16 protein-coding genes and 3 tRNA genes are annotated in these 21,732 nt (G+C 65.6%); 7 read left to right on the forward strand and 12 right to left on the reverse strand.

What is annotated here, in order from left to right; translation table 11 throughout:
* Positions 1–10 precede the first annotated feature (10 nt).
* Positions 11–343, reverse strand: a complete 333-nt coding sequence (locus tag KDK82_RS02250) for a 4a-hydroxytetrahydrobiopterin dehydratase (RefSeq protein ID WP_034396758.1) — start codon at positions 341–343, stop codon at positions 11–13.
* Between the two features lie 16 nt (positions 344–359).
* A complete protein-coding gene (locus KDK82_RS02255; protein ID WP_043782752.1) occupies positions 360–1,661 on the reverse strand; it encodes a M48 family metallopeptidase in 1,302 nt (433 codons plus the stop codon).
* Between the two features lie 30 nt (positions 1,662–1,691).
* Between KDK82_RS02255 and orn the strand changes: the two genes are divergently transcribed.
* The 3 genes from orn to KDK82_RS02270 all read left to right on the forward strand — a co-directional run bounded on the left by orn (position 1,692) and on the right by KDK82_RS02270 (position 6,306).
* Complete coding sequence (gene orn / locus KDK82_RS02260) at positions 1,692–2,306, forward strand: oligoribonuclease (RefSeq protein WP_013800934.1); 615 nt, start codon at positions 1,692–1,694, stop codon at positions 2,304–2,306.
* Positions 2,307–2,630: 324 nt separating this feature from the next.
* Entirely contained in the window at positions 2,631–4,685 is a 2,055-nt protein-coding gene (locus KDK82_RS02265) for a DEAD/DEAH box helicase (protein WP_065345610.1), read from the forward strand.
* A 151-nt stretch (positions 4,686–4,836) separates the two neighbouring features.
* Positions 4,837–6,306 (forward strand): sensor domain-containing diguanylate cyclase, encoded by a 1,470-nt coding sequence (locus tag KDK82_RS02270; protein WP_330873353.1) that lies wholly within the window; start codon positions 4,837–4,839, stop codon positions 6,304–6,306.
* A gap of 22 nt (positions 6,307–6,328) precedes the next feature.
* Here the strand turns inward: KDK82_RS02270 and KDK82_RS02275 are convergent, their stop codons facing one another.
* Complete coding sequence (locus KDK82_RS02275) at positions 6,329–7,561, reverse strand: multidrug effflux MFS transporter (RefSeq protein ID WP_012207132.1); 1,233 nt, start codon at positions 7,559–7,561, stop codon at positions 6,329–6,331.
* Between the two features lie 20 nt (positions 7,562–7,581).
* Between KDK82_RS02275 and KDK82_RS31690 the strand changes: the two genes are divergently transcribed.
* Entirely contained in the window at positions 7,582–7,830 is a 249-nt protein-coding gene (locus KDK82_RS31690; protein ID WP_143343380.1) for a hypothetical protein, read from the forward strand.
* Positions 7,827–8,825 (forward strand): TRAP transporter substrate-binding protein, encoded by a 999-nt coding sequence (locus tag KDK82_RS02280; protein ID WP_088163937.1) that lies wholly within the window; start codon positions 7,827–7,829, stop codon positions 8,823–8,825. Before KDK82_RS31690 ends, KDK82_RS02280 begins: the two co-directional genes overlap by 4 nt.
* A gap of 36 nt (positions 8,826–8,861) precedes the next feature.
* Here KDK82_RS02280 and KDK82_RS02285 read toward each other — a convergent pair.
* The 4 genes from KDK82_RS02285 to KDK82_RS02300 form a co-directional block, all read right to left on the reverse strand.
* Positions 8,862–8,937: transfer RNA gene (locus KDK82_RS02285), tRNA-Lys, on the reverse strand.
* A gap of 45 nt (positions 8,938–8,982) precedes the next feature.
* Positions 8,983–9,058, reverse strand: a tRNA-Lys gene (locus KDK82_RS02290).
* A 55-nt stretch (positions 9,059–9,113) separates the two neighbouring features.
* Positions 9,114–9,189 (reverse strand) — tRNA-Lys (locus tag KDK82_RS02295).
* Positions 9,190–9,373: 184 nt separating this feature from the next.
* A complete protein-coding gene (locus KDK82_RS02300; RefSeq protein ID WP_013800939.1) occupies positions 9,374–10,351 on the reverse strand; it encodes a GMP reductase in 978 nt (325 codons plus the stop codon).
* Positions 10,352–10,681: 330 nt separating this feature from the next.
* On the opposite strand from KDK82_RS02300, the gene KDK82_RS02305 reads away from it, so the two are divergent.
* A complete protein-coding gene (locus KDK82_RS02305; RefSeq protein ID WP_088163938.1) occupies positions 10,682–13,150 on the forward strand; it encodes a UvrD-helicase domain-containing protein in 2,469 nt (822 codons plus the stop codon).
* A 24-nt stretch (positions 13,151–13,174) separates the two neighbouring features.
* On the opposite strand, the gene KDK82_RS02310 is transcribed toward KDK82_RS02305, so the two are convergent.
* The 5 genes from KDK82_RS02310 to KDK82_RS02330 all read right to left on the reverse strand — a co-directional run bounded on the left by KDK82_RS02310 (position 13,175) and on the right by KDK82_RS02330 (position 18,792).
* Positions 13,175–13,807, reverse strand: coding sequence for a hypothetical protein (locus KDK82_RS02310; protein WP_013800941.1), 633 nt, complete (start codon positions 13,805–13,807; stop codon positions 13,175–13,177).
* Between the two features lie 291 nt (positions 13,808–14,098).
* Positions 14,099–16,051 (reverse strand): PhoX family phosphatase, encoded by a 1,953-nt coding sequence (locus KDK82_RS02315; protein WP_088163939.1) that lies wholly within the window; start codon positions 16,049–16,051, stop codon positions 14,099–14,101.
* 306 nt (positions 16,052–16,357) lie between these two features.
* Complete coding sequence (locus KDK82_RS02320; RefSeq protein WP_012207126.1) at positions 16,358–17,191, reverse strand: BPSS1780 family membrane protein; 834 nt, start codon at positions 17,189–17,191, stop codon at positions 16,358–16,360.
* Positions 17,192–17,337: 146 nt separating this feature from the next.
* A complete protein-coding gene (locus KDK82_RS02325; RefSeq protein WP_088165414.1) occupies positions 17,338–18,294 on the reverse strand; it encodes a homoserine kinase in 957 nt (318 codons plus the stop codon).
* Between the two features lie 126 nt (positions 18,295–18,420).
* Positions 18,421–18,792 (reverse strand): hypothetical protein, encoded by a 372-nt coding sequence (locus tag KDK82_RS02330; RefSeq protein WP_043825094.1) that lies wholly within the window; start codon positions 18,790–18,792, stop codon positions 18,421–18,423.
* 72 nt (positions 18,793–18,864) lie between these two features.
* On the opposite strand from KDK82_RS02330, the gene polA reads away from it, so the two are divergent.
* On the forward strand, positions 18,865–21,708 hold the full coding sequence (gene polA, locus KDK82_RS02335) for a DNA polymerase I (protein ID WP_034396737.1): 2,844 nt from the start codon (positions 18,865–18,867) through the stop codon (positions 21,706–21,708).
* Positions 21,709–21,732 lie beyond the last annotated feature (24 nt).

A 21,732-nucleotide genomic window follows, 5' to 3' on the forward strand; every position in this document is an offset into this window, starting at 1 on the left:
GGGGTGGGATTCATGGACGCTCCAGCAGCGCATCGATGCGCCTTGCGCACTCGATGTCGGTGGACGAGATGCCGTTCACGTCATGCGTGTTCAGGCGCACACCGCAACGGCCATAGCTCACGGTCAGGTCGGGGTGGTGGTCCTGCTGGTGGGCGATCAGGGCCAGCGCGTTCACGAAGGCCATGGTCTCGTAGTAATTGGCAAAGGCGTAGCTCTTGGCGATGGCATCGCCATCGAGCTGCCAGCCCGGCAGGGCCGCCAGTGCGGTGCGCAATTCGTCCGGCGTCAGCGCGCGGCGCTGCTGGGTGGACCAGTCCTGTTGTTGCAAGCGTTGTGTGCTCATGGTGGATGTGAAAGGGTCAGGTCGGAGAAGGCATGCGTGCCAGCCGGGCGAGGGCGGGCGGATGCGAGTAGTAAAAGCCCACGTACCAGGGATCGGGCGTGAGCGTTGAAGCATTGTCCTCGTACAGCTTGAGCAGTGCCGAGGCCAGATGGGCGCCGCTGGCCTGTTGCATGGCATAGGCATCGGCTTCGAACTCGTCGCGGCGCGACAGGGCCGAGAACAGCGGGGTGACAAAGAAGCTGAACACCGGCACGGCCAGCAGGAACAGCAGCAGTGCCACGGCCTCGTTGCCGGCGCCTATCCCGCCATGGCCCAGCGCAAGGTCCAGGCCGGGGCGCACGCCCAGGCCCAGGTAGAACCACAGCTGCTGCGACAGCCAGCCCAGCAGTGCGAAGCCGGCCAGGCTGGCGGCGAACATCAGCAGCATGCGCTTGAGGATGTGGCGGTGCTTGAAGTGGCCCAGTTCGTGCGCGAGCACGGCCTCCACCTCGTCGGCGTCGAGCTGCTTGAGCAAGGTGTCGAAGAACACCACGCGCTTGGAATGGCCGAAGCCCGTGAAATAGGCATTGGCATGGGCCGAGCGGCGGCTGCCATCCATCACGAACAGGCCTTTGGCCGTGAAGCCGCAGCGCTGCATCAGCGCGCTCACGCGCTCCTTGAGCGTGCCTTCGGCCAGCGGTTCGAACTTGTTGAACAGCGGTGCGATGAAGGTCGGAAAGATCCACATCAGCAGCAGGTTGAACGCCGTCCACACGGCCCAGGCCCACAGCCACCACAGGTCGCCGGCCGAGCCCATGAGCCACAGGATCAGGGCCGCCAGGGGAAGGCCGATGGCCGCGCCCATGGCGGTGGACTTGATGGCATCGGTCAGCCACAGCCGCAGCGTCATCTGGTTGAATCCAAAGCGCTGCTCCAGCACAAAGGTCTGGTAGAGCGACAGCGGCAGCTCCACCAGCCCGGAGATCAGGGCAAAGCCGGCCAGCAGTGCCAGTTGCTGCCACAGGCCGGCGCCCATAAGTTCCAGCAGCCACTGGTTGAGCGCGTCGAGCCCGCCCAGCAGCGTCCATGCGAGCAGCACCACGGCGCCCAGCGTCATCTCGATCAGGGCGATGCGGGCCTTGGCCAGCGTGTAGTCGGCGGCCTTTTGATGGGCCGCGAGGCTGATGCGTTGCGCAAAGGCCTCAGGCACCTCGGCCCGATGGCGTGCCACATGGCGGACCTGGCGCGAGGCCAGCCAGGCGCGCAGCAGCCACTGGGCCAGCACGGCTGCGGCAAACAGCAGGGACAGCGTCGAGGAAAAATCGGGGTTGAAGGCCATGTGGCCGCAGTGTAGGCGACAATTTGGGCCATGTCCGAAGCCTCCGAAGCCGCCAGCGCTTGCATTCCCGTCCCCGCCGAACCCGGCACGTCCATCACCCTGGCCAAATCCGATCTCAACCTCGTCTGGCTCGACTGCGAGATGACCGGGCTGCAGCCCGATACCGATCGCATCATCGAGATCGCCGTGGTCGTCACCAGTCCGGACCTGGCCATTCGCATCGAAGGGCCGGTATTTGCCATCCATCAGGCAGATGCGCTACTCGATGGCATGGATGCCTGGAACAAGGGCACACATGGCAGGAGCGGCCTGATCGATCGCGTCAAGGCATCGACCATCAGCGAGGCCGATGCGGAGGCTGCGCTGATCAAGTTCCTCTCGCAGTACGTTCCCAAGGCCAAGGCCCCGCTGTGCGGCAACAGCATCGGGCAGGACAGGCGCTTCATGGAGCGCTACATGCCCAAGCTCAACAACTTCTTCCACTACCGCAATGTCGATGTCAGCACCCTCAAGGAACTGGCCAGACGCTGGAAGCCCGACGCCTATGCGTCCTTCAAGAAGGCCCAGCGCCACACGGCACTGGCCGATGTGCACGAGTCCATCGATGAGCTGGCGCACTACCGTGCGCGCCTGCTGAGCGTCTGAATCTGGCGGCCCCGGCCATTTTTTGTGCCAGGGGCTTGCGGGAAAACCCGGGGAGTGCGACAATCTACAGCTTGCCCCCATCAACAAGGGGCAATTTGCACATCTCCATCACACAAGGGCCCCTGCGCTGTGTGTCTGCGGTCGGTGTCCATAGACCACCATGAAGGCTTTCATGGATGGCGGGACCACCGGTTTCGGACCAGCCGAAAATGCCCATCCGCCCTTTTGCGAAGGGCCGGTTAAGTCTGACGGTGGATGTTGACCCAACCGTCGAGAAAAGCGTGCCAGATCGCTGACTGCGCGTGCTTTTCGTTAGAGCCATTCATGAACGATATCTCTCAAGAGCAGGGCATCATTGCCGCTGCCGATTCCTCTTTTGCTTCCGCCGCTGAAGCATCTTCCGTGCTGAACGCCGCCGTTGCCAGCGCCGAGCAGGCCGCCGAATCCCTGGCCGCCGCCGAAGTCGTGGAAATCGCCGAAGGCGCCGAGGCTGTTGAAGCAGCCCCCGAACTGCCCAATGCCTTCATCGAGCTGGGCCTGGCTGAAGAGCTGGTCCGTGCCGTTGCCGATCTGGGCTACACCCAGCCCACGGCCGTGCAGGCGCAAGCCATTCCCCTGGCCATGGGCAGCGATGACCAGGCCTTCATCGACCTGATGGTGTCCAGCCAGACCGGCTCGGGCAAGACCGCTGCCTTCCTGCTGCCCGTGCTGCACACGCTGATCCAGCAAAAGGCTGACGAAGAAGCCGCCATCCGCGCCGAATATGACCGCCAGTGCGCCGAAGCAACGGCCAGCGGCCAGCCCACGCCCAAGCGCAACAAGCGCAAGGACCCCACGAATCCCCGCAACTTCAAGGCAGCCGTTCCCGGCGCCCTGATCCTGTGCCCCACGCGCGAGCTGGCACAGCAGGTGGCGCATGACGCCATCGAGCTGGTCAAGCACTGCCGCGGCATCCGCATCGCCAACGTGGTGGGCGGCATGCCCTACCAGCTGCAGATCGCCAAGCTGCAGAACGCCAACCTCGTGGTGGCCACTCCCGGCCGTCTGCTGGACCTGCAGCGCTCGATGCAGATCAAGCTCGACCAGGTTCAGTTCCTGGTGGTGGACGAAGCCGACCGCATGCTGGACCTGGGCTTCTCGGACGATCTGGCCGAAGTCAACGACCTGACGGCACAGCGCAAGCAGACCATGATGTTCAGCGCCACCTTCGCGCCCCGCATCCAGCAACTGGCCATGCGCGTGATGCATGACGGCGGCTCCGGCGTGAAGAAGGTCACCATCGACACGCCTCAGGAAAAGCACGCCAGCATCAAGCAAGTGCTGTTCTGGGCCGACAACTCCCAGCACAAGCGCAAGCTGCTGGACCACTGGCTGCGCGACACCACGATCAACCAGGCCATCGTTTTCGCATCGACCCAGGTCGAGTGCGACGGCCTGGCCAATGACCTGCAGCAAGACGGCTTCTCCGCCGTGGCACTGCACGGCGCCCTGAGCCAGGGCCTGCGCAACCGCCGCCTGATGGCGCTGCGCAGCGGTCAGGTGCAGGTGCTGGTGGCTACCGATGTGGCGGCACGCGGCATCGACGTGCCCACCATCACCCACGTCTTCAACTACGGCCTGCCCATGAAGGCAGAGGACTACACCCACCGTATCGGCCGCACGGGCCGTGCCGGTCGCGAAGGTGTGGCCGTCACGTTCGCGGAATTCCGTGACCGTCGTCGCATTTTCGATATCGAGGCCTACAGCCGCCAGCAATTCAAGGCCGAAGTGATTCCTGGCCTGGAACCCGCACAGCGCGCACCCAGCAGCAACGAAGGCCGCGGCGGCCGTCGTGGCGGCGGTGGTTTTGAAAGCCGTGGCGGCGATCGCCGCGGTGCCGGCGGCGGTGGCCGTGGCGGTTTCGGTGGTGATCGTGGCTTTGGCGGGGATCGCGAGCGCAGCTTCGGTGATCGCGGTGGCGATCGTGGCTTCGGCGCACGCCGTGATTCCGAAGGCTATGGCCGCAAGGCTGGCTTCGGTGGCTTTGGCGGTGGCCAGCGCGAAGGCGGCTTCGGCCAGGGCCAAGGTCAGCGTGAAGGCGGCTATAGCCAGGCTCCGCGTGAAGGCGGCTACAGCCAGGCCCCGCGCGAAGGCGGCTTTGGCCGTGGCGGTGAAGGCCGTGGCTTCAGCGGCGACCGTGGTGCTCCGCGTGGCGGCGATCGCCGTGACGGCGCTCCCCGCGAAGGCGGCTTCCGTGGTGCATCCGGCGAGTCGCGCGGCTTTGGCGGTGGCGAATCCCGTGGCGGCTTCGGCGGCGGCGAGCGCCGTCCTGCCTTCGGCAAGAGCGCTCCCAAGCCTTACTCGCCCCAGGGCGGTGATCGCAAGCGCGTCGTGCGCTGATCGATCTCGGCATTGCATGCAGACCGGCCCTTCGGGGCCGGTTTTTTTTCGGCTATCTGCGTCCTCGCGTGGTGCGGCCTGTCCTTGATGGTGCAGAACCTGCTGTCTGGCGGGCTCTGTGACTGCCATAATCGCGGCGCGGAGGTGCCCTGTGGAGTCTTTGATCGCGTCCAGTGTGGATTTTGAACACATGTTCGAACTGGCCCCCGTCTCGCTATGGCTGGAGGACTACAGCGCGCTCAAGCGGCTGCTCGACCAGTGGCGTGCACAGGGCGTGACCGATCTGCAGGCGCATTTCCTGGCCCACCCCCAGGCGCTGCAGCAGTGCAGCGCGGCGCTCAAAGTGGTGCGCGTCAACCAGCGCACGCTGGACCTGTTCGGCGCCAGTGACCAGCAGACCTTTCTTGCCAGCCTGGGCCAGGTGTTCCGCGATGACATGCACGCGGGCCTGGCCTGCGAGCTGGAGGATCTGTGGCAGGGCTCTCTGAGCTTTGCCAACCGCACCGCCAACTACACGCTGGACGGGCGGCGGCTTGATGTGCAGATCCGTGGCCGCATCCTGCCCGGTCATGAAGCGCTTTGGGACTGCGTGCTGGTGTCGCTGGAAGACGTGACGGCCGAGATGCGCAGCGCGCGCCAGCTGCACCGCAGCGAACAGTACTCGCGCGACCTGTTCGAGTACTCGCCCGTGTCGCTGTGGGTCGAGGATTTCAGCGCCATCAAGCGCCTGCTCGACGATGTGCGCGCCCAGGGCATCAGCGACTTCGCCACCTTCCTCAAGGTACACCCGGAATTCGTCTCGCGCTGCATGCAGGAGATTCGCGTCGTGGACGTGAACCGCCAGACGCTGCGCATGTTCGGCGCCACCGACAAGCTGCAACTGCTGAGTCGGCTGGGCCGCATCTTCCGTGACGAGATGATCGACTCCTTTGCCGATCAGTTGCAGGACCTTTGGAGCGGCAAGCTCGTGCAGCACCGCGAAGTGGTGAACTACGCCCTGTCAGGCGACGCTCTGCACATCCACATGCAGCTGGCCGTGCTCGATGGCCATGCCGATGACTGGGGGCTGGTGCTGCTGTCGCTGGTGGACATCACGGCGCGCAAGAAGGCCGAGGCCTACCTCGAATACCTGGGCAAGCACGATGTGCTGACCCAATTGCGCAATCGCGCCTTCTATATCGAGGAACTCAATCGCCTGGCACGCAAGGGCCCCTGGCCGCTGGCGGTGATTGCCATCGACATGAATGGCCTCAAGGAGGCCAATGACGAGCATGGCCATGCCGCAGGCGACGACATGCTGCGCCGCGTGGGCGAAGTGCTGACCAAGGCCGTGGATGCGCCTGCCTGCGCGGCGCGCATAGGCGGCGACGAATTCATGGTGCTTTTGCCGGCTTCGGACGAGCGCGGCGCCGAGGCGGTCAAGGAGCGCATCCTCTCGCTGCTGGAGCTCAACAACCAGTTCTATCCGGGCCAGGCGGTCAGCCTGTCCATGGGCGTGGCCTGCTGCGATTCGGGCAGCCAGGTCGAGGCCACCGTCTCGCGCGCCGACCAGGCCATGTATGCCGAAAAGGCGCGCTACTACAAGGAAAGAATGCTGGACCGCCGGGCGGGCCGCGCTTAGCGGTCTTGCACCGCAGTGCCTGTCAGGCCTCCGAGGCGTGCCGCCCGATTTCGGGCCAGCGGTGGTGCAGGTAGATCCAGGACGCCAGCCCGATCAGCATCATGCTGATCGAGCCCAGGGCCAGCAGTACGGTCGAATGCATCACCAGCGGTGCAATCATGCCCGCCACGATGCCATTGGCCGTGGAGCCGACCACCGCCTGCAGCGATGAAGCCAGGCCGCGCCGCTCCGGGTGGATGTCCAGCACCAGCAGCGTGACCACGGGCACCATCATGGCCCAGCCGAAGGCGAACACCCCCACGGGAATCAGCGCCCAGCTCACGTGGGCGGGCCAGATCAGGTTGGCGACCAGGTTGATGATGGACACGACGAACATGATCAGAAAGCCATGGCGGATCTGGTGCTTGGGCGGAATGCGCCCGGCCAGACGGCCGCTCACCCATGCGCCGCCCATGATTCCTGAGATCGAGATCACGAAGAACCAGAAGAACTGCTGCGGCTGCAGGTGCAGCAGGTCGCCCAGGAAGGCGGGCGCCGACAGCACATACAGAAACATGCCGTTGAACGGCACGCCGCTGGCAAAGGCCAGCAGCACAAAGCGCGGATCGCTGCACAGCTCCTTGTAGCCGTGCATCAGAGGCTTGAAGCGGAAGGGCTGGCGCTGCGCCTGTGGCAGGGATTCCGGCAGGAATCGCCAGTTGATACCCCACAGCAGCACGCCCACCAGGGTCAGGAACCAGAACACTGCCGCCCAGCCCAGGTGTATGAACAGCCAGCCGCCCATCACAGGGGCCAGGGCTGGCGCGATGCCAAAGAAGATGGTGATCTGCGCCATCACGCGCTGGGCCTGGGCGGGTGGAAACAGGTCGCGCACCACGGCGCGCGACACCACGATGCCGGCACCCGTGGACAGGCCCTGCAACGCGCGAAACAGCACCAGCTGCGTGATGTTCTGCGACAGCGCACAGCCCGCCGATGCCAGCGTGAATACGGCCAGCCCCCACAGCACCACGGGGCGGCGGCCAAAGCTGTCGGCCATGGCGCCGTGGAAAAGGTTCATGAAGGCAAAGCCGAACAGATAGGCCGACAGCGTCTGCTGCATCTGCAGCGGCGTGGCGTTCAGGGCCTGGGCGATGCCTGAGAAGGCGGGGATGTAGGTATCGATCGAAAACGGCCCCAGCATGCCCAGGATGGCAAGCAGGACGGCCAGGGCCCAGCGCGGGCCCTGCCAGAGCGGGGAAACATTTTGTGGCATGCAGGCGAGGCGGTTGTGCGTTGCGGGAGACCGCAGGCGCAGAAAAAGGCCGCGCGCCCTTGCGCCTGCGGCAGGGTGACACTGTAGCGGCTTGGCTGGAATCCGGTGTGACGGATGGCTTGGCGAATGACCTGGGCGATGGATGGATTGATAGTTTTTATCTAAATGATGTAAATATCGATAGAATTTATCTTTTTCGCCAGCATGCACAGGTCCGCCGTGGGGTGGATGGCATGGTTCTGAGCGCTTTCGCCAAGGATCTTTCATGATTGTTTCTCGCCGCACGTTGATATCGGGTCTGGCTCCGGCTGCGTTGCAACTGACTGCCGGCGCTGCCTGGTCCAAGGGCCGCCGACTGCAGCTCTCGGCGGCCTATGGCGATGGCATCTTCCACACGCAGAACCTGCGCAACTTCGCGGCGCGCGTGGGTGCCGATACCCAGCAGGCGCTGGAGATCGATGTGGTTTCCAATTCGGCGCTCAAGCCCATGGCGCAGGTGCTTCCTGCGCTCAAGCGCAATGACCTCCAGTTCGGCGAAGTGCTCATGTCGTCCTGTGCGGATATCCACCCGCTGCTGGCCATGGACTCGCTGCCTTTCATGGTGCGTGGCTTTGACGAGGCCGCGCGCCTGTGGCAGTTGACCCGCCCCGTGCTGCAGGAGTTCTTGCTGGCCCAGCAGGGGGCGCGCCTGCTGTTTGCCGTGCCCTGGCCGGCGCAGGGTCTCCTGAGCCGGCGCCCGGTCCACAGCATCGCGGATCTCAAGGGCCTCAGGCTGCGTGTGCAAAGCGATGCGACCAAGCGGTTGGCCGAGCTCTGGGGGGCGCAGCCGGTGGTGATTGCCGTGGGCGATCTGGGTGCCGTTGTGGAGCAAGGTGGCATCGATGCCATGATTACCTCCAGCGCCACGGGCGCCGACATCCAGGCCTGGAAGGCCATGAAGGTGTTTCTGGATATCAAGGCCTGGATTCCCAAGAACATGCTTTGCGTCAGCGAACTTGCCTGGAGGGGCTTCACCGAGCCTGAGCGCCAGGCCATCGGCCGCGCTGCCGAGTCGGCTGAAAAAGAGGGCTGGGCGCTGGCCCAGCAGGCCGATGAGCTGGGCAAGAAGATCCTTGCCGACAACAAGGTATCCGTGGCCGCGCCTTCGGCGGATCTGCGCCACATGCTGGATTTGATGGGGGAGCGCTTTGGCCGGGAGTGGGTGGCCAAGGCTGGCAGCAGCAATATGTCTGTGCTGATGGAATACAACAAGAAAAGGCACTGAGCGCTGTCGCGCCGAGTGCCTTGTTCTGGGTGTTGGTGGTGGGCCCTGAGTGATTCGAACACTCGACCAACGGATTAAGAGTCCGCTGCTCTACCAGCTGAGCTAAGAGCCCACGTATTTCTGCGTGGATGCCTGATGAGATCAGGCAAAAAATTCTTGGTGGGCCCTGAGTGATTCGAACACTCGACCAACGGATTAAGAGTCCGCTGCTCTACCAGCTGAGCTAAGAGCCCCCTCGGGTATTCCGAAGGAATCAGCCTGGATGAATCCAGGCTGAAAAGGAATTTTTGGTGGGCCCTGAGTGATTCGAACACTCGACCAACGGATTAAGAGTCCGCTGCTCTACCAGCTGAGCTAAGAGCCCCAAAAACAAGTCTGCGCTGCAAACGAGACCGCAATTATGCGGCATTTTTTGTGCGCTTGCAGGAAGACGCGCCAAATTTTTAGTTCATGGCATGGTGGCGCTGAGCCGCGCCCGCGTGCCACCCGGTGCGCAGCCGCAAAAAAGGCGGCCGAGGCCGCCTTTGGGGTGCTGGCGCGCAGCGCGCTTACATCAGCAGATGTTCGCCTGCGTTGTCACCGCCCAGGATCACGTAGTTGACCTTGCGGATGTCCATCAGCTTCTTGCCGCCGGAGTAGCTGATCGAGCTTTGCACGTCCTGCTCCATCTCGATCAGGGTGTTGGCCAGAAGGCCCTTGACGGGCTCGAGGATGCGCTTGCCCTCCACGTGCTTGTACTCGCCCTTGTTGAAGTCCGAGGCCGAGCCGTAGTACTCCTTGAAGCGTTGGCCGTTTTCCTCGACGGTCTGGCCCGGCGATTCCTCGTGGCCCGCGAACAGCGAGCCGATCATCACCATGGTGGCGCCAAAGCGCACGCTCTTGGCGATGTCGCCGTGGCTGCGGATGCCGCCATCGGCAATGATGGGCTTGGTCGCCACGCGCGCGCACCACTTGAGCGCCGACAGCTGCCAGCCGCCCGTGCCAAAGCCCGTCTTGAGCTTGGTGATGCAGACCTTGCCGGGGCCGATGCCGACCTTGGTGGCGTCAGCGCCCCAGTTCTCCAGGTCGATCACAGCTTCGGGCGTGCCCACGTTGCCGGCGATCACGAAGGACTTGGGCAGCTTTTCCTTGAGGTAGCCGATCATGTTCTTCACGCTGTCGGCATGGCCGTGGGCGATGTCGATGGTGATGTATTCGGGGCACAGGCCTTCGGCGACGAAGCGGTCCACGGTGTCGTAGTCGGGCTTCTTGACGCCCAGCGAAATGGAGGCGAAGCAGCCCTTGCCCTGCATCTCGCGCACGAACTGCACGTTGTCCAGGTCAAAGCGGTGCATCACATAGAAGTAGCCGTTCTGGGCCAGCCAGGTGCAGATGCTCTCATCCACCACCGTCTTCATGTTGGCCGGCACGGCCGGGATGCGGAAGGACCGACCGCCCAGCTCCACGCTGGCATCACACTCCGAGCGGCTTTCCACGCGGCACTTGCGCGGCAGCAGCAGGATGTTGTCGTAGTCGAAGATTTCCATTTGATTCCAAGCTCCATGAAAGGTCGCGGCAGGAACATCCCTCCGCGATGGGGCGCTTGGCTTGGAGGCCGGTCTTGCGGGCGGCGCGGGCGGGCCGCGTCGCCAGGGCGGCTGTGGCCCGGGCACAAAAAACCGGACCGCAAGAAACTTGGGCCCGGTGATTGATTCTATACGTTGCCGGCGACGGGCCTGGGCACCCTGTCGATATAGCGGTTATAGGGATGGCGTTATGAACCTGCAAGGGCGCGCTGCGCGTGCCGATTGTGGGCCGATTGCGGGAAATGCGGCATCGGTTTCCCTGGGGGGCAAGGTGCTTTCTACAATGCCAGGATGTTCCCGATCGATCTGCTCGACGGCACCTCCGGTGCCGCGCCCGCCCCCAACTCCCCTTTGCTGACCCACCTCAACGAGGAGCAGCTCGCTGCCGTCACGCTTCCGGCCGGCCACGCGCTGATCCTGGCCGGTGCGGGCTCGGGCAAGACGCGGGTGCTGACCACGCGCATCGCCTGGCTGCTGCAGACGGGCCAGGCCACGCCGGGCTCCATCCTGGCCGTGACTTTCACCAACAAGGCGGCCAAGGAAATGCTGGCCCGCCTGTCGGCCATGCTGCCTTACAACGTGCGCGGCATGTGGATCGGCACCTTCCACGGCCTGTGCAACCGGCTGCTGCGCGCCCACCACCAGGCGGCAAAGCTGTCGTCCACCTTCCAGATCCTGGACACGCAGGACCAGCTGTCGGCCGTCAAGCGCCTGTGCAAGCAGTTCAACGTGGACGACGAGCGCTTTCCGCCCAAGCAGCTGCAGTACTTCATTGCTGGCTGCAAGGAAGAGGGCATGCGCCCCGGCGACGTGGTGGCCAATGACCCGGACACGCGCAAGAAGGTCGAGATCTACCAGCTCTACGAGGAGCAGTGCCAGCGCGAGGGCGTGGTCGATTTCGGCGAGCTGATGCTGCGCTCCTACGAGCTGCTGCGCGACGACGCCGCGCTGCGCGCCCACTACCAGCGGCGCTTTCGCCACATCATGGTCGACGAGTTCCAGGACACCAACAAGCTGCAGTACCAGTGGCTCAAGCAGCTGGCGGGCGACATGGTGGATGGCCGCCTGCAGGCCACGGGCAGCGTGATCGCCGTGGGCGACGACGACCAGAGCATCTACGCCTTTCGCGGTGCGCGCGTGGGCAACATGCAGGACTTCGTGCACGAGTTCGACGTGCGCCAGCAGATCAAGCTGGAGCAGAACTACCGCTCCTACAGCAACATCCTCGACTGCGCCAACGCGCTCATCAGCCACAACAGCCAGCGCCTGGGCAAGAACCTGCGCACCACCCAGGGCCCGGGCGAGCCCGTGCGCATCTACGAAGCGCCCACGGACATGGCCGAGGCGCAGTGGATGGTCGAGGAAATCCAGCAGCTCGTGAAAAAGGACGGCTGGCAGCGCCAGGAAATCGCCGTGCTCTACCGCAGCAATGCGCAAAGCCGCGTGATCGAATCGCAGCTGTTCAATGCCGCCATTCCCTACCGCGTGTACGGCGGCCTGCGCTTTTTCGAGCGCGCCGAAATCAAGCATGCGCTGGCCTACCTGCGCCTGCTGGAGAACCCGCACGACGACACCAGCTTTCTGCGCGTGGTGAACTTCCCGCCGCGCGGCATCGGCGCGCGCAGCGTGGAGACGCTGCAGGACGCGGCGCGCAGCGCGGGCTGCTCGCTGCACGATGCCGTCTCGGCAGTGCCGGGCGCGCCGGGCACCAAGCTCGCAGGCTTTGTCGCCAAGATCGACGTGCTGCGCGAGCAGACCCAGGGCCGCACGCTGCGCGAGATCATCGAGGCCATCGAGGAAGAAAGCGGCCTGCTCGAGCACTACCGCAACGAAAAGGAAGGCGCCGACCGCATCGAGAACCTGCAGGAGCTCGTGAACGCGGCCGAGAGCTTTGTCACCCAGGAAGGCTTTGGCCGCGACGCCGTGGCCCTGCCGCTGGACGAGCACGACGGCGCCAGGGCGCTGACGCAAAGCCCGGCCAGCCAGGGCCTGGACCCTGCGCAGCCGCTGCTGGACACGCCGCTCACGCCGCCGGCCGGCACCGTGGCCGGCATGGTCGATGCCGATACCGGCGAGACACTGTCGCCGCTGGCCGCCTTCCTGACGCACGCGGCGCTGGAGGCTGGCGACAACCAGGCCCAGGCCGGCCAGGACGCCGTGCAACTGATGACCGTGCATGCCTCCAAGGGGCTGGAGTTCGACGCCGTCTTCATCGGCGGCGTGGAAGAGGGCCTGTTCCCGCATGAGAACGCCATGATGGACCGGGGCGGCCTGGAGGAAGAGCGCCGCCTGGCCTATGTGGCCATCACCCGCGCGCGCAAGCGCCTGTACCTGAGCCATTCGCAGACGCGCATGCTGCACGGGCAGACGCGCTACAACGTCAAGAGCCGTTTCTTCGACGAGCTGCCCGATGAGGCGCTCAAGTGGATCACCCCCAAGCAGGGCGGCTTTGGCAGCTACGCACCCCGCCCCGGTGGCGGCGGCGGTGGTGGCTATGGTTCACGCGATCGCGGCGGCTTCGGCAACAAGGCCGAAGGCTGGCGCAGTGAGGTCTTCGCCAGCCCGCCCGTGCCGCCGCAAAAGGCCGCTCCGGGCCACGGCCTGCGCGTGGGCCTGAACGTGTTCCACAACAAGTTCGGCGAAGGCAAGGTGCTGGCCCTGGAAGGCACGGGCGACGACGCGCGTGCCCAGGTCAGCTTTGGCCGCCACGGCACGAAGTGGCTGGCGCTGTCCATTGCCAAGCTCACGGTCGTGGAGTGAGGCGCGGGCTGCCGCGCCCGGCGGTCAGGGCTTGACTTCGAAGCTCAGCGTCGTGGTGTGGCGCACGTCGGTGTACTTCTTGCCGTCCAGCGTGACCGAGCCGTTGTCCACGCGCGCCGTCACCTCCAGCACGTACAGGCCCGGGAAGTAGGGCTTGAAGCTCACCGTGCCGTCCTGCGATGGCGTGAGCGTGCGGTACCAGCCCTCGCTGGTTTGCACGTTGACCTGGCTGGCCGCGACCTTGCGGCCCTTGAACACCAGCTGGAACGTATCGCCGCCCGCCGTGGTCGGCACCAGCTCCAGGTCGTTCACGGCCTTGGTGTCATTGCGGCCGAAACGGGCCTGGTAGTAGGTCAGCACGCCATTGGCGCCGGGGCGCGTGGCGGCGATGCGCACATCGCCCTGGCCTGCGTCCGCGGTGAAATGATTGGCATCGGCCTTCAGGGGAAGGCTCTTGCCGTCGGGCAGGACCTGCTTGGCGTCTTCCAGGGCCGGCAGCTGTTCCAGCGGCTTGCGCAGCTCTCCGGCATAGGCCCGGGCCTGTCCTGCGTCCTGCTGCAGCCAGAGATAGTCGGCATGCGCGGCCGGCACCGCCAGTGCGGCGGCGGCGGCCAGCCATGCGGCGGTGCTGCGAAGGATGCGGGAAGGTTCGGTCATGGAGTCTCTCCTGTGGTGTGGCTCTGCGTGCGCCTGCCGGGCCTTGAGGGGCGTGATCCGGCGGGGCTGAAGATGGTGCGATGGCGGGCGAGCGACGCCGCAATGCATCAGAAATTATAGCGATCAGGTGAGAATGACTCTTGTTTTGCACGCTAAGAGTCGGGTTCATGACATCCATGCAATTGCGGCGCAGACATGCAAAAAGGCCATGGAAATCCATGGCCTTTGTGTGGCGGCGCCACTCGCCGCAGGGCGGCGGGGCGGCGGGGCGGCGGGGCGCTATGGCGGCGGTCAGGCCGACAGCTTGGGCTGGGCAGCGGTGCCCGTCAGGTAGCCGACGGCGGCACCGAACTTGCCGCGATAGTTGGCGCTGATCAGCGGTTCCAGCGTGGGCTTGACCACGTTGTGGATGGCGCCCCAGTCACCGGCGTGCTGGAAGTTGCTCATGATGTAGGTCCAGCCGTTGATCTCGTCCACGGCATGCAGGCCCGTGGATTCGCCGCCTGCGGGAATCGACATCAGGCGCGACAGCTGCTTGGTGTCGATGTTGTAGGCCCACAGGAAGTTGTTCACGTGCTGGCCGCTGTCCTCGCCGATGAACAGGGTGCGCATCTTCTCCGAGAACTTGAGGTTGTCGGGGTTGCAGATCTTGTTCGGGTTGCCGGTGTTGCCCAGCGCGTCGGCGCTGATGTCTTCGCCGGCCAGCAGGGCCTTGGTGTCCACGGGCATCCACTCGCTGTTGATGGCGGCGCCTGCCGTGTCCTTCTGGCCGCCGCGCAGGTTCAGTGCCATCACGGCGCCGGCCTTGAGCTGCTTGGGGATGGACACGCCGTTGCCGGCCACGTTCAGCGCATCACCGGCCACCATGGACTTTTCGCAGTTCTGCAGGGCCGAGTAGGCCACCTTGTCCTTGGCGTTGACGGTCGTGCCTTCCATCTTGGTGAAGCCCATGCTCGCGCCCTTGAAGGCTGCGTAGCGGTGGGTTTCCAGGAAGGCGGCAGCCTTGTCCATGCCGGGGTTGATCTTGATCCACTCGACCTTGCCGTTGGCCGTGATCTTGGTGTAGCTGGCGTCGCCCGGATCGGTCTTGGCCACAGTCATGATGTCCGTGGGCTTGAGTGTGTTGGCCAGTTGCTCGATCTCGGCGCTGGTGGCCGAGCCCAGCTTGATCCAGGTCAGCGCGGCGGCGCTGCCCGATGCGGGGTCGATGGAGAAGCCCGCGCCCACCTTGGCCACGTACAGCGAACCCGAGGACAGGTCCTTTTCCTTGTCGGCCACGAAGACGAAGTAGCCGCTGTTGGTGGCGTCGTCGCCCATCAGCGCCGTGCGCTGGTCGGGCATGACCTGGACCAGCTCGTGCGAGATGCGGCCCATGCAGAAATGCTTCTTGATGCTGGCAGTGCCGTCCACGTTGACCGTCACTTCGGGCATGTGGCCGTAGTGGTAGGGGTTGGCCTTGGTCTGGTCGCCATACAGGTTCTGGCTGAAGGCCTGCAACTGCGCATTGCCGGTGGCGAAGGCGTCGGGCTCGTACTCTTCGCTGGACAGATGGGTGCCCCAGGGCGACAGGCTGGCGCCGCAGGTGATCCACAGGCCGTGCACCTTGGAGGTGTCCACGTTGTGGTACTTGACCAGGCTGAGCTTGCCGGTGGTCTGGTCCTGGTCCAGCGTCAGCACGGCGATGGGCGAGGGCAGCTTGCCGTACATGTCGGTCTTGCCATCCTGCGCCCAGGTGGTGTATTCGAACTGCACCACGGCGAACACGGGCTTGCCCTTGACGCCGTCCACCTTGGCATTGGGCACGGTCAGCAGCGAGGTGCCGTCGGGCGAATCGGAGAAGAAGTGGCGCTCGCTGCCGGCCACGGTGCGGTCGATGATCTTGTTGTTGTTGATGTCGTAGTAGCCGCCGGCCAGGATCTTGCCGCCCTTGCCATCGGACACTTCATCGCCGGTGACGAAGAACGGCTGGTAGCCCAGGTCGAAGCTCTGCTCGCTGTTGTCGCTGAACTGCACCTTGAGCTGCGAGGCCACGGTCATCTTGGCCATGGCCTGGGGGTTGGCCAGCGTGGGCGCTGCCATGGAGGTGAAGCTGGCTGCCACATAGTTCTTCGCGGGGCCGTCGTCACCGCCGCCGCAGGCGGTCAGCAGGCCGGTGGCGGACACGGCGGAGCCGAGCGGCAGCAGGGGGGCGCCGGTCAGGAATTGCAGCGCCTTGCGGCGGGAGAGCATCGTGGATTGGGACATGGGGCTTCCGTTATGGGTTTGTCAGCGTCAACCCATCGGGGGCGGGATGGGCCGGGATGCCGCCGCGCACTCGCTGGCTTGACATCCGCACGGCATGCTAGGCAGCCGGTGTGACAGAGCGATGGCATCCGCATGACGAAACTGTGACAGCGTCATGTGACAGCCGCCAGGCGAGGGGTGCCAGGCGATACGGCCCGTCAAAAAAACAAAGAAGAGGCGCGAAGAGGGGGCCGAAGAAGGGCCCGAAGAAAGGTCCAAAGAAAAAGCCCCTTGAAAGGGGCTTTGTGGGGTGCAGTGGCGAAGCGCTCAGCCGGACAGTCCGGGCGGCGCAGGCGGCTCGGTGCCAATGGCGTCGCTGCCATCGCTTTCATCGGGCGCTGCGAAGCAGTCACGGAAGGTGAAGACGATGGAGGTGAAGAACATGGCTGCCAGCAGCATGGCCGTGCCGATCATCAGGCCGTTGGCAATGCTGCCCAGCACCTGGGCCAGCACGGCTGAGATCAGGGCCATCACGATGCCGGCCACGATGAACACGCCCATCCAGCTCAGGCCGAAGACCACCAGCGCGCCGATGTTGCGCACACAGGCCACCAGGCTGAAGAACACGGCCTTGACCGGGGGCACGTTGTGCCAGTGCACCAGCCCCGGCGCGTGCCAGAACAGCAGGGACAGCGGCAGGTACAGGCCCATGCTCAGCCACATGGCGGCCTGGAAGTCGGGCGACTCGGCGATCTCGCGCGTCAGCGGCTCGCCGCCCAGGTAGACGTTGGCAAACTGGCCGTCGTCCACCAGCATGGACAGGCCCATGATCAGCAGGAAGCCTGCCGCATACATGGCGCCCAGCGTGAGCATGGAGTTCAGGCGCTGGCGCCCGGTACGAAAGGCCACCAGCAGCAGGGCCGGCGTGGGCGCACGCCCGTGCGATGCCTCGGCCGCCGCCACCATCATGGCCAGCGAGGTGGCCGGCAGCAGGCCCAACGCGATCACGGGGCCGATCAGCGGCAGCACCGTGACCAGCGACATGGCCGCCATCGACAGAAAGAACAGCGCCGCCAGTGCCAGCGGCTGCTGGCGGAAGGTGCGGATGCCCTGCTGCACCCATTGCAGGCCGGTACGGGCGGGAACGATGAGAAGTTTCATGGGGTGAGGAAGTCGGGGCGCCTGGATGGGGCATGGCCTCTGGCATGGGACGCGCCGCTGGCGCCCGAACGGGGACTGTACCCGAGGACGCGCGGCCCGTGGACCGCAAAGCCCTCTGTCGGCCGCGCTGTGGCGGCCTTCGGACGTCAGTCCAGCGCCACCGGGTGGGCCAGGCGCTGGCGCAGCACGCGCTCGAAATGGGTGGGGTCGTGGGGAACGAGCATGGAGGCCTCGCGCGGCAGGTGGAAATCCCACAGGCGGGAAATCCAAAAGCGCAGCGCGCCCGCGCGCAGCATGGGGTTGAACAGCTCGCGCTCGGCGGCGGTCAGGGGGCGCGCCGACTGGTAGGCGTCGATCATGGCCCTGGCCTTGGCCGCGTCATGGGAGCCTGTGGCGTGTTCGATGCACCAGTCGTTGAGGCACACCGCCAGGTCGAACAGCCAGCTGTCCACGCCTGCGAAGTAGAAGTCGAAGAAGCCGGTCAGGCGCTCGCCATCGAACATCACGTTGTCGCGGAACAGGTCGGCGTGCACGGGGCCGCGCGGCAGCGCCGCATAGGCGGGCGAGGCGGCCACATGGTTCTGGAAGGCCAGCTCGGAGCGAAGCAGGTCGGCCGTGGGTGCGTCTATGTGCGGGATGACCGTGGGCACGGTCTCGTTCCACCAGGGCAGGCTGCGCAGATTGGGCTGCTGGCGATCGTAGTCGCGTCCGGCCAGGTGCATGCGCGCCAGCATCTCGCCCACGGCGGCGCAGTGCGCGGGCTGGGGCGCCAGCTCGCTCTTGCCGGGCAGGCGGTTGACGATGGAGGCCGGCTTGCCGCACACGCTCAGCAGGATGTCGCCGCTGCGGGTCTCGGCCTGCGGGTCGGGCACGGGAATGCCGGCCTGCGCCAGGTGCTTCATCAGGTACAGGTAGAAGGGCAGTTGCTCGGCCGTCAGGCGCTCGAACAGCGTCAGCACCCACTCGCCCTGTTCAGTGGTGAGAAAGTAGTTGGTGTTCTCTATGCCGCCCTGGATGCCGCGCAGCTCCTTGAAGGAACCCAGGGACATGCGGCGCAGGAGCTCGCGCGCATCTTTGTCGGAGACTTCGGTGAAAACGGCCATGTTTGCATTGCCGGCCAGCACGGCTCGGCGGAAATCGTTGTCGTCAGATATGGAAAGAGGGCAGCGCCGTCAGGTGCTGCCCCCTGGGATGCCGCCGGGCCGGAGGCCCGGACAGTCCGGTGAGGATCAGAACTTCTTGAGGTTCCAGACGCGCGTGCCGTTGGTGCCGTCGCCATCGCCGCGGTTGCGCGAGGAACGGGCGCCGTCGTTGGACTGCACTTCATACGAAGGCATGTCGCCGACCTTGGGCTGCACGGTGATGCTGCGGGTCTGGCCGCCCACGCGCAGCTCGTCAACGCGGCTGCCGCCATCTTCCACATGGATGTGTTCCACGCGCTGATTGGTTCGGTCGCGGCCCTCGGGCTTGGCCGTGTCCGGCGCGGTCTGCTCGGTCGCCGTCGCAGGAGCGGTGGAGGCAGCCGGGGCAGGCGTGGGGTTCTGGGCCAGCACGGAGCTGGCGGCCAGGGTCAGGAAGATGAAAAGTGGAGCGGCGCGCATAGGCTCCATTGTAGAACTTGCAGCGGGCGCTGTCCCGCCCTGTCACCCTGCCGGCGCGTGCACAATCGGCGCATGAGCAATTCCAAGACCCTGGTGCTGATCGACGGCTCCAGCTACCTCTACCGCGCCTACCACGCCATGCCGGACCTGCGCGCTGAGCCCGGCAACCCGGAAAGCCCTGCCACGGGCGCCATCCGCGGCATGATCAACATGCTCCAGGCGATCAGGAAGGAAGTGGCGGCCGATTACGCCGTCTGCGTGTTCGATACCAGCGGACCCACCTTCCGCGACACGCTCTACCCCGAATACAAGGCGCACCGTTCGCCCATGCCCGACGATCTGCGCTCGCAGATCGAGCCCATCCATGAAGTGGTCCGCCTGCTGGGCTGGCCGGTGCTGGCCATCCAGGGCGTGGAGGCCGACGACGTGATCGGCACCCTGGCCAAGACGGCCGCCGCCCAGGGCGTGAACGTGGTGATCTCCAGTGGCGACAAGGACCTGTCCCAGCTGGTGGACTCCCACATCATGGTGATGGACACCATGAGCGGCAAGCGCCGCGACGTGGCCGGCGTGACGGCCGAGTTCGGCGTGCCGCCCACGCAGATGATCGACTACCAGGCCCTGGTCGGCGATGCCGTGGACAACGTGCCCGGCGTGTCCAAGGTGGGCCCCAAGACGGCCGTCAAGTGGCTGGCCGAGCACGGCTCGCTCGACGGCCTGATTGCAGCGGCCGACGGCATCAAGGGCGTGGCCGGCCAGAACCTGCGCGATGCCATCGCCTCGGGCCAGCTGGCGCTGAGCCGCCAGTTGGTCACCATGAAGACCGACTGCGACCTGAGCGCCGAAGTGCCCACCCTGCCGGTGCTCGACGCGCTGGCGCCGCGCGAGCCCGATACCGCGCCGCTGCGCGACTTCTATGAGCGCTACGGCTTCAAGGGCCTGGCGCGCATGCTCGGCGGTGCCGCGCCCGAGCCCGATGCGCTGGAAGCTGTCAAGGCCGGCCGCAAGCCAGCGGCCAAGCCGCGTGCCGACCAGTCCACGGGCGACATGTTTGCCCAGGAGCAGGCCGAATCCGACGAAGCCACCACCGAGGCCGAGGCCGTCCAGCAGCGCCCGCTGGACTATGACGTGGTGCTGACCTGGGAAGCGTTCGACCAGTGGCTGGCCAAGATCAACGCCGCCGAACTCACGGCCCTGGATACCGAAACCACCTCGCTGGACGAGATGCGTGCCGAGATCGTGGGCATCTCGCTGAGCGTGGAGCCCGGCGCCGCTGCCTACATCCCCCTGCGCCATGCCGGCCCCGACGCGCCCGAGCAACTGCCGGCCGACGAAGTGCTGCAGCGCCTCAAGCCCTGGCTGGAGGATGCGGCCCGGCCCAAGTTGGGCCAGCACGTCAAGTACGACCGCCATGTCTTCGCCAATGCCGGCATCGAGGTGCACGGCTATGTGCACGACACCATGCTGCAAAGCTATGTGCTGGAAGTGCACCGCCCGCACGGCCTGGCCAGCCTGGCGCTGCGCCACACCAACCGCACGGGCATCAGCTATGAAGACCTGTGCGGCAAGGGCGCCCACCAGATCCCGTTCGCCCAGGTGCCCGTGGACAAGGCTGCCGCCTATGCCTGCGAGGATGCCGACCAGACCCTGGACGTGCACCGCGTGCTGTGGCCGCAGCTGCAGGCCAACGACGGCCTGCGCGGCGTCTACGAGCTGGAGATCGCCACCAGCGAGGCCCTGTTCCGCATAGAGCGCAACGGCGTGCTCATCGATGCCGCCACGCTGGCCAAGCAGAGCAACGACCTGGGCCAGCGCATCGTGCAGCTGGAGCAGGAGGCCTACGACATCGCGGGCCAGCCCTTCAACCTGGCCAGCCCCAAGCAGCTGGGCGAAATCTTCTTCGACAAGCTGGGCATGCCCGTGGTCAAGAAGACGGCCACCGGCGCACGCAGCACCGACGAAGAGGTGCTGGAGAAGCTGGCCGAGGACTATCCGCTGCCCGCCAAGCTGCTGGAGCACCGCAGCCTGTCCAAGCTCAAGGGCACCTATACCGACAAGCTGGCCCAGCTGGCGCTGCCGCGCACGGGCCGCGTGCACACGCACTACGCCCAGGCCGTGGCCGTGACGGGGCGCCTGTCCAGCAACGACCCCAACCTGCAGAACATCCCCATCCGCACGCCCGAAGGCCGGCGCGTGCGCGAGGCCTTCATTGCCGCGCCTGGCCATGTGATCGCCAGCGCCGACTACTCGCAGATCGAGCTGCGCATCATGGCCCACCTGTCGGGCGACGAGTCCCTGCTGCGCGCCTTCCACGAAGGCCGCGACGTGCACCGTGCGACGGCATCGGAAGTCTTCAACGTGGAGCTGGAGCAGGTCAGCAGCGAGCAGCGCCGCTATGCCAAGGTCATCAACTTCGGGCTGATCTACGGCATGAGCAGCTTTGGCCTGGCCAAGAACCTGGGCATAGAGACCAAGGCCGCCGCCGCCTACATCGACCGCTATTTCCAGCGCTATCCGGGCGTCAAGCGCTACATGGACGAGACGGTGGAATTCGCGCGCGACCATGGCTACGTGGAAACCGTCTTCGGCCGCCGCCTGTACCTGGTGGACATCAACGGCGGCAGCGGCCCGCGCAAGAAGGCGGCCGAACGCCAGGCCATCAACGCGCCCATGCAGGGCACGGCGGCCGATCTGATCAAGAAGGCCATGGTGGCGGTGCAGGCCGAGCTCGATGCCAGACAGTCCGAGGTCCGCGTCATCATGCAGGTGCACGACGAACTGGTGTTCGAGCTGCCCGAAGGCGAGTCGGACTGGGTGCGTACCGAGATCCCGCGCCTGATGGCCGGCGTGGCCGACCTGAAGGTGCCGCTGCTCGCCGAGGTGGGCCTGGGACCCAACTGGGACAAGGCACATTGAGCTTCACGCAGGCATCGTAGACTT

The sequence above is a fragment of the Delftia sp. K82 genome, from assembly GCF_002193035.1.
GTDB classification, from domain to species: domain Bacteria; phylum Pseudomonadota; class Gammaproteobacteria; order Burkholderiales; family Burkholderiaceae_C; genus Comamonas; species Comamonas acidovorans.

What these genes read in the sequence shown, in the direction of transcription:
- KDK82_RS02250 (WP_034396758.1), bottom strand. Translation starts at nt 343, where the DNA reads ATGAGCACACAACGCTTGCAACAACAGGACTGGTCCACCCAGCAGCGC.
- KDK82_RS02255 (WP_043782752.1), bottom strand. Translation starts at nt 1,661, where the DNA reads ATGGCCTTCAACCCCGATTTTTCCTCGACGCTGTCCCTGCTGTTTGCC.
- orn (WP_013800934.1), top strand. Translation starts at nt 1,692, where the DNA reads ATGTCCGAAGCCTCCGAAGCCGCCAGCGCTTGCATTCCCGTCCCCGCC.
- KDK82_RS02265 (WP_065345610.1), top strand. Translation starts at nt 2,631, where the DNA reads ATGAACGATATCTCTCAAGAGCAGGGCATCATTGCCGCTGCCGATTCC.
- KDK82_RS02275 (WP_012207132.1), bottom strand. Translation starts at nt 7,561, where the DNA reads ATGCCACAAAATGTTTCCCCGCTCTGGCAGGGCCCGCGCTGGGCCCTG.
- KDK82_RS02280 (WP_088163937.1), top strand. Translation starts at nt 7,827, where the DNA reads ATGATTGTTTCTCGCCGCACGTTGATATCGGGTCTGGCTCCGGCTGCG.
- KDK82_RS02300 (WP_013800939.1), bottom strand. Translation starts at nt 10,351, where the DNA reads ATGGAAATCTTCGACTACGACAACATCCTGCTGCTGCCGCGCAAGTGC.
- KDK82_RS02305 (WP_088163938.1), top strand. Translation starts at nt 10,682, where the DNA reads ATGTTCCCGATCGATCTGCTCGACGGCACCTCCGGTGCCGCGCCCGCC.
- KDK82_RS02310 (WP_013800941.1), bottom strand. Translation starts at nt 13,807, where the DNA reads ATGACCGAACCTTCCCGCATCCTTCGCAGCACCGCCGCATGGCTGGCC.
- KDK82_RS02315 (WP_088163939.1), bottom strand. Translation starts at nt 16,051, where the DNA reads ATGTCCCAATCCACGATGCTCTCCCGCCGCAAGGCGCTGCAATTCCTG.
- KDK82_RS02320 (WP_012207126.1), bottom strand. Translation starts at nt 17,191, where the DNA reads ATGAAACTTCTCATCGTTCCCGCCCGTACCGGCCTGCAATGGGTGCAG.
- KDK82_RS02325 (WP_088165414.1), bottom strand. Translation starts at nt 18,294, where the DNA reads ATGGCCGTTTTCACCGAAGTCTCCGACAAAGATGCGCGCGAGCTCCTG.
- KDK82_RS02330 (WP_043825094.1), bottom strand. Translation starts at nt 18,792, where the DNA reads ATGCGCGCCGCTCCACTTTTCATCTTCCTGACCCTGGCCGCCAGCTCC.
- polA (WP_034396737.1), top strand. Translation starts at nt 18,865, where the DNA reads ATGAGCAATTCCAAGACCCTGGTGCTGATCGACGGCTCCAGCTACCTC.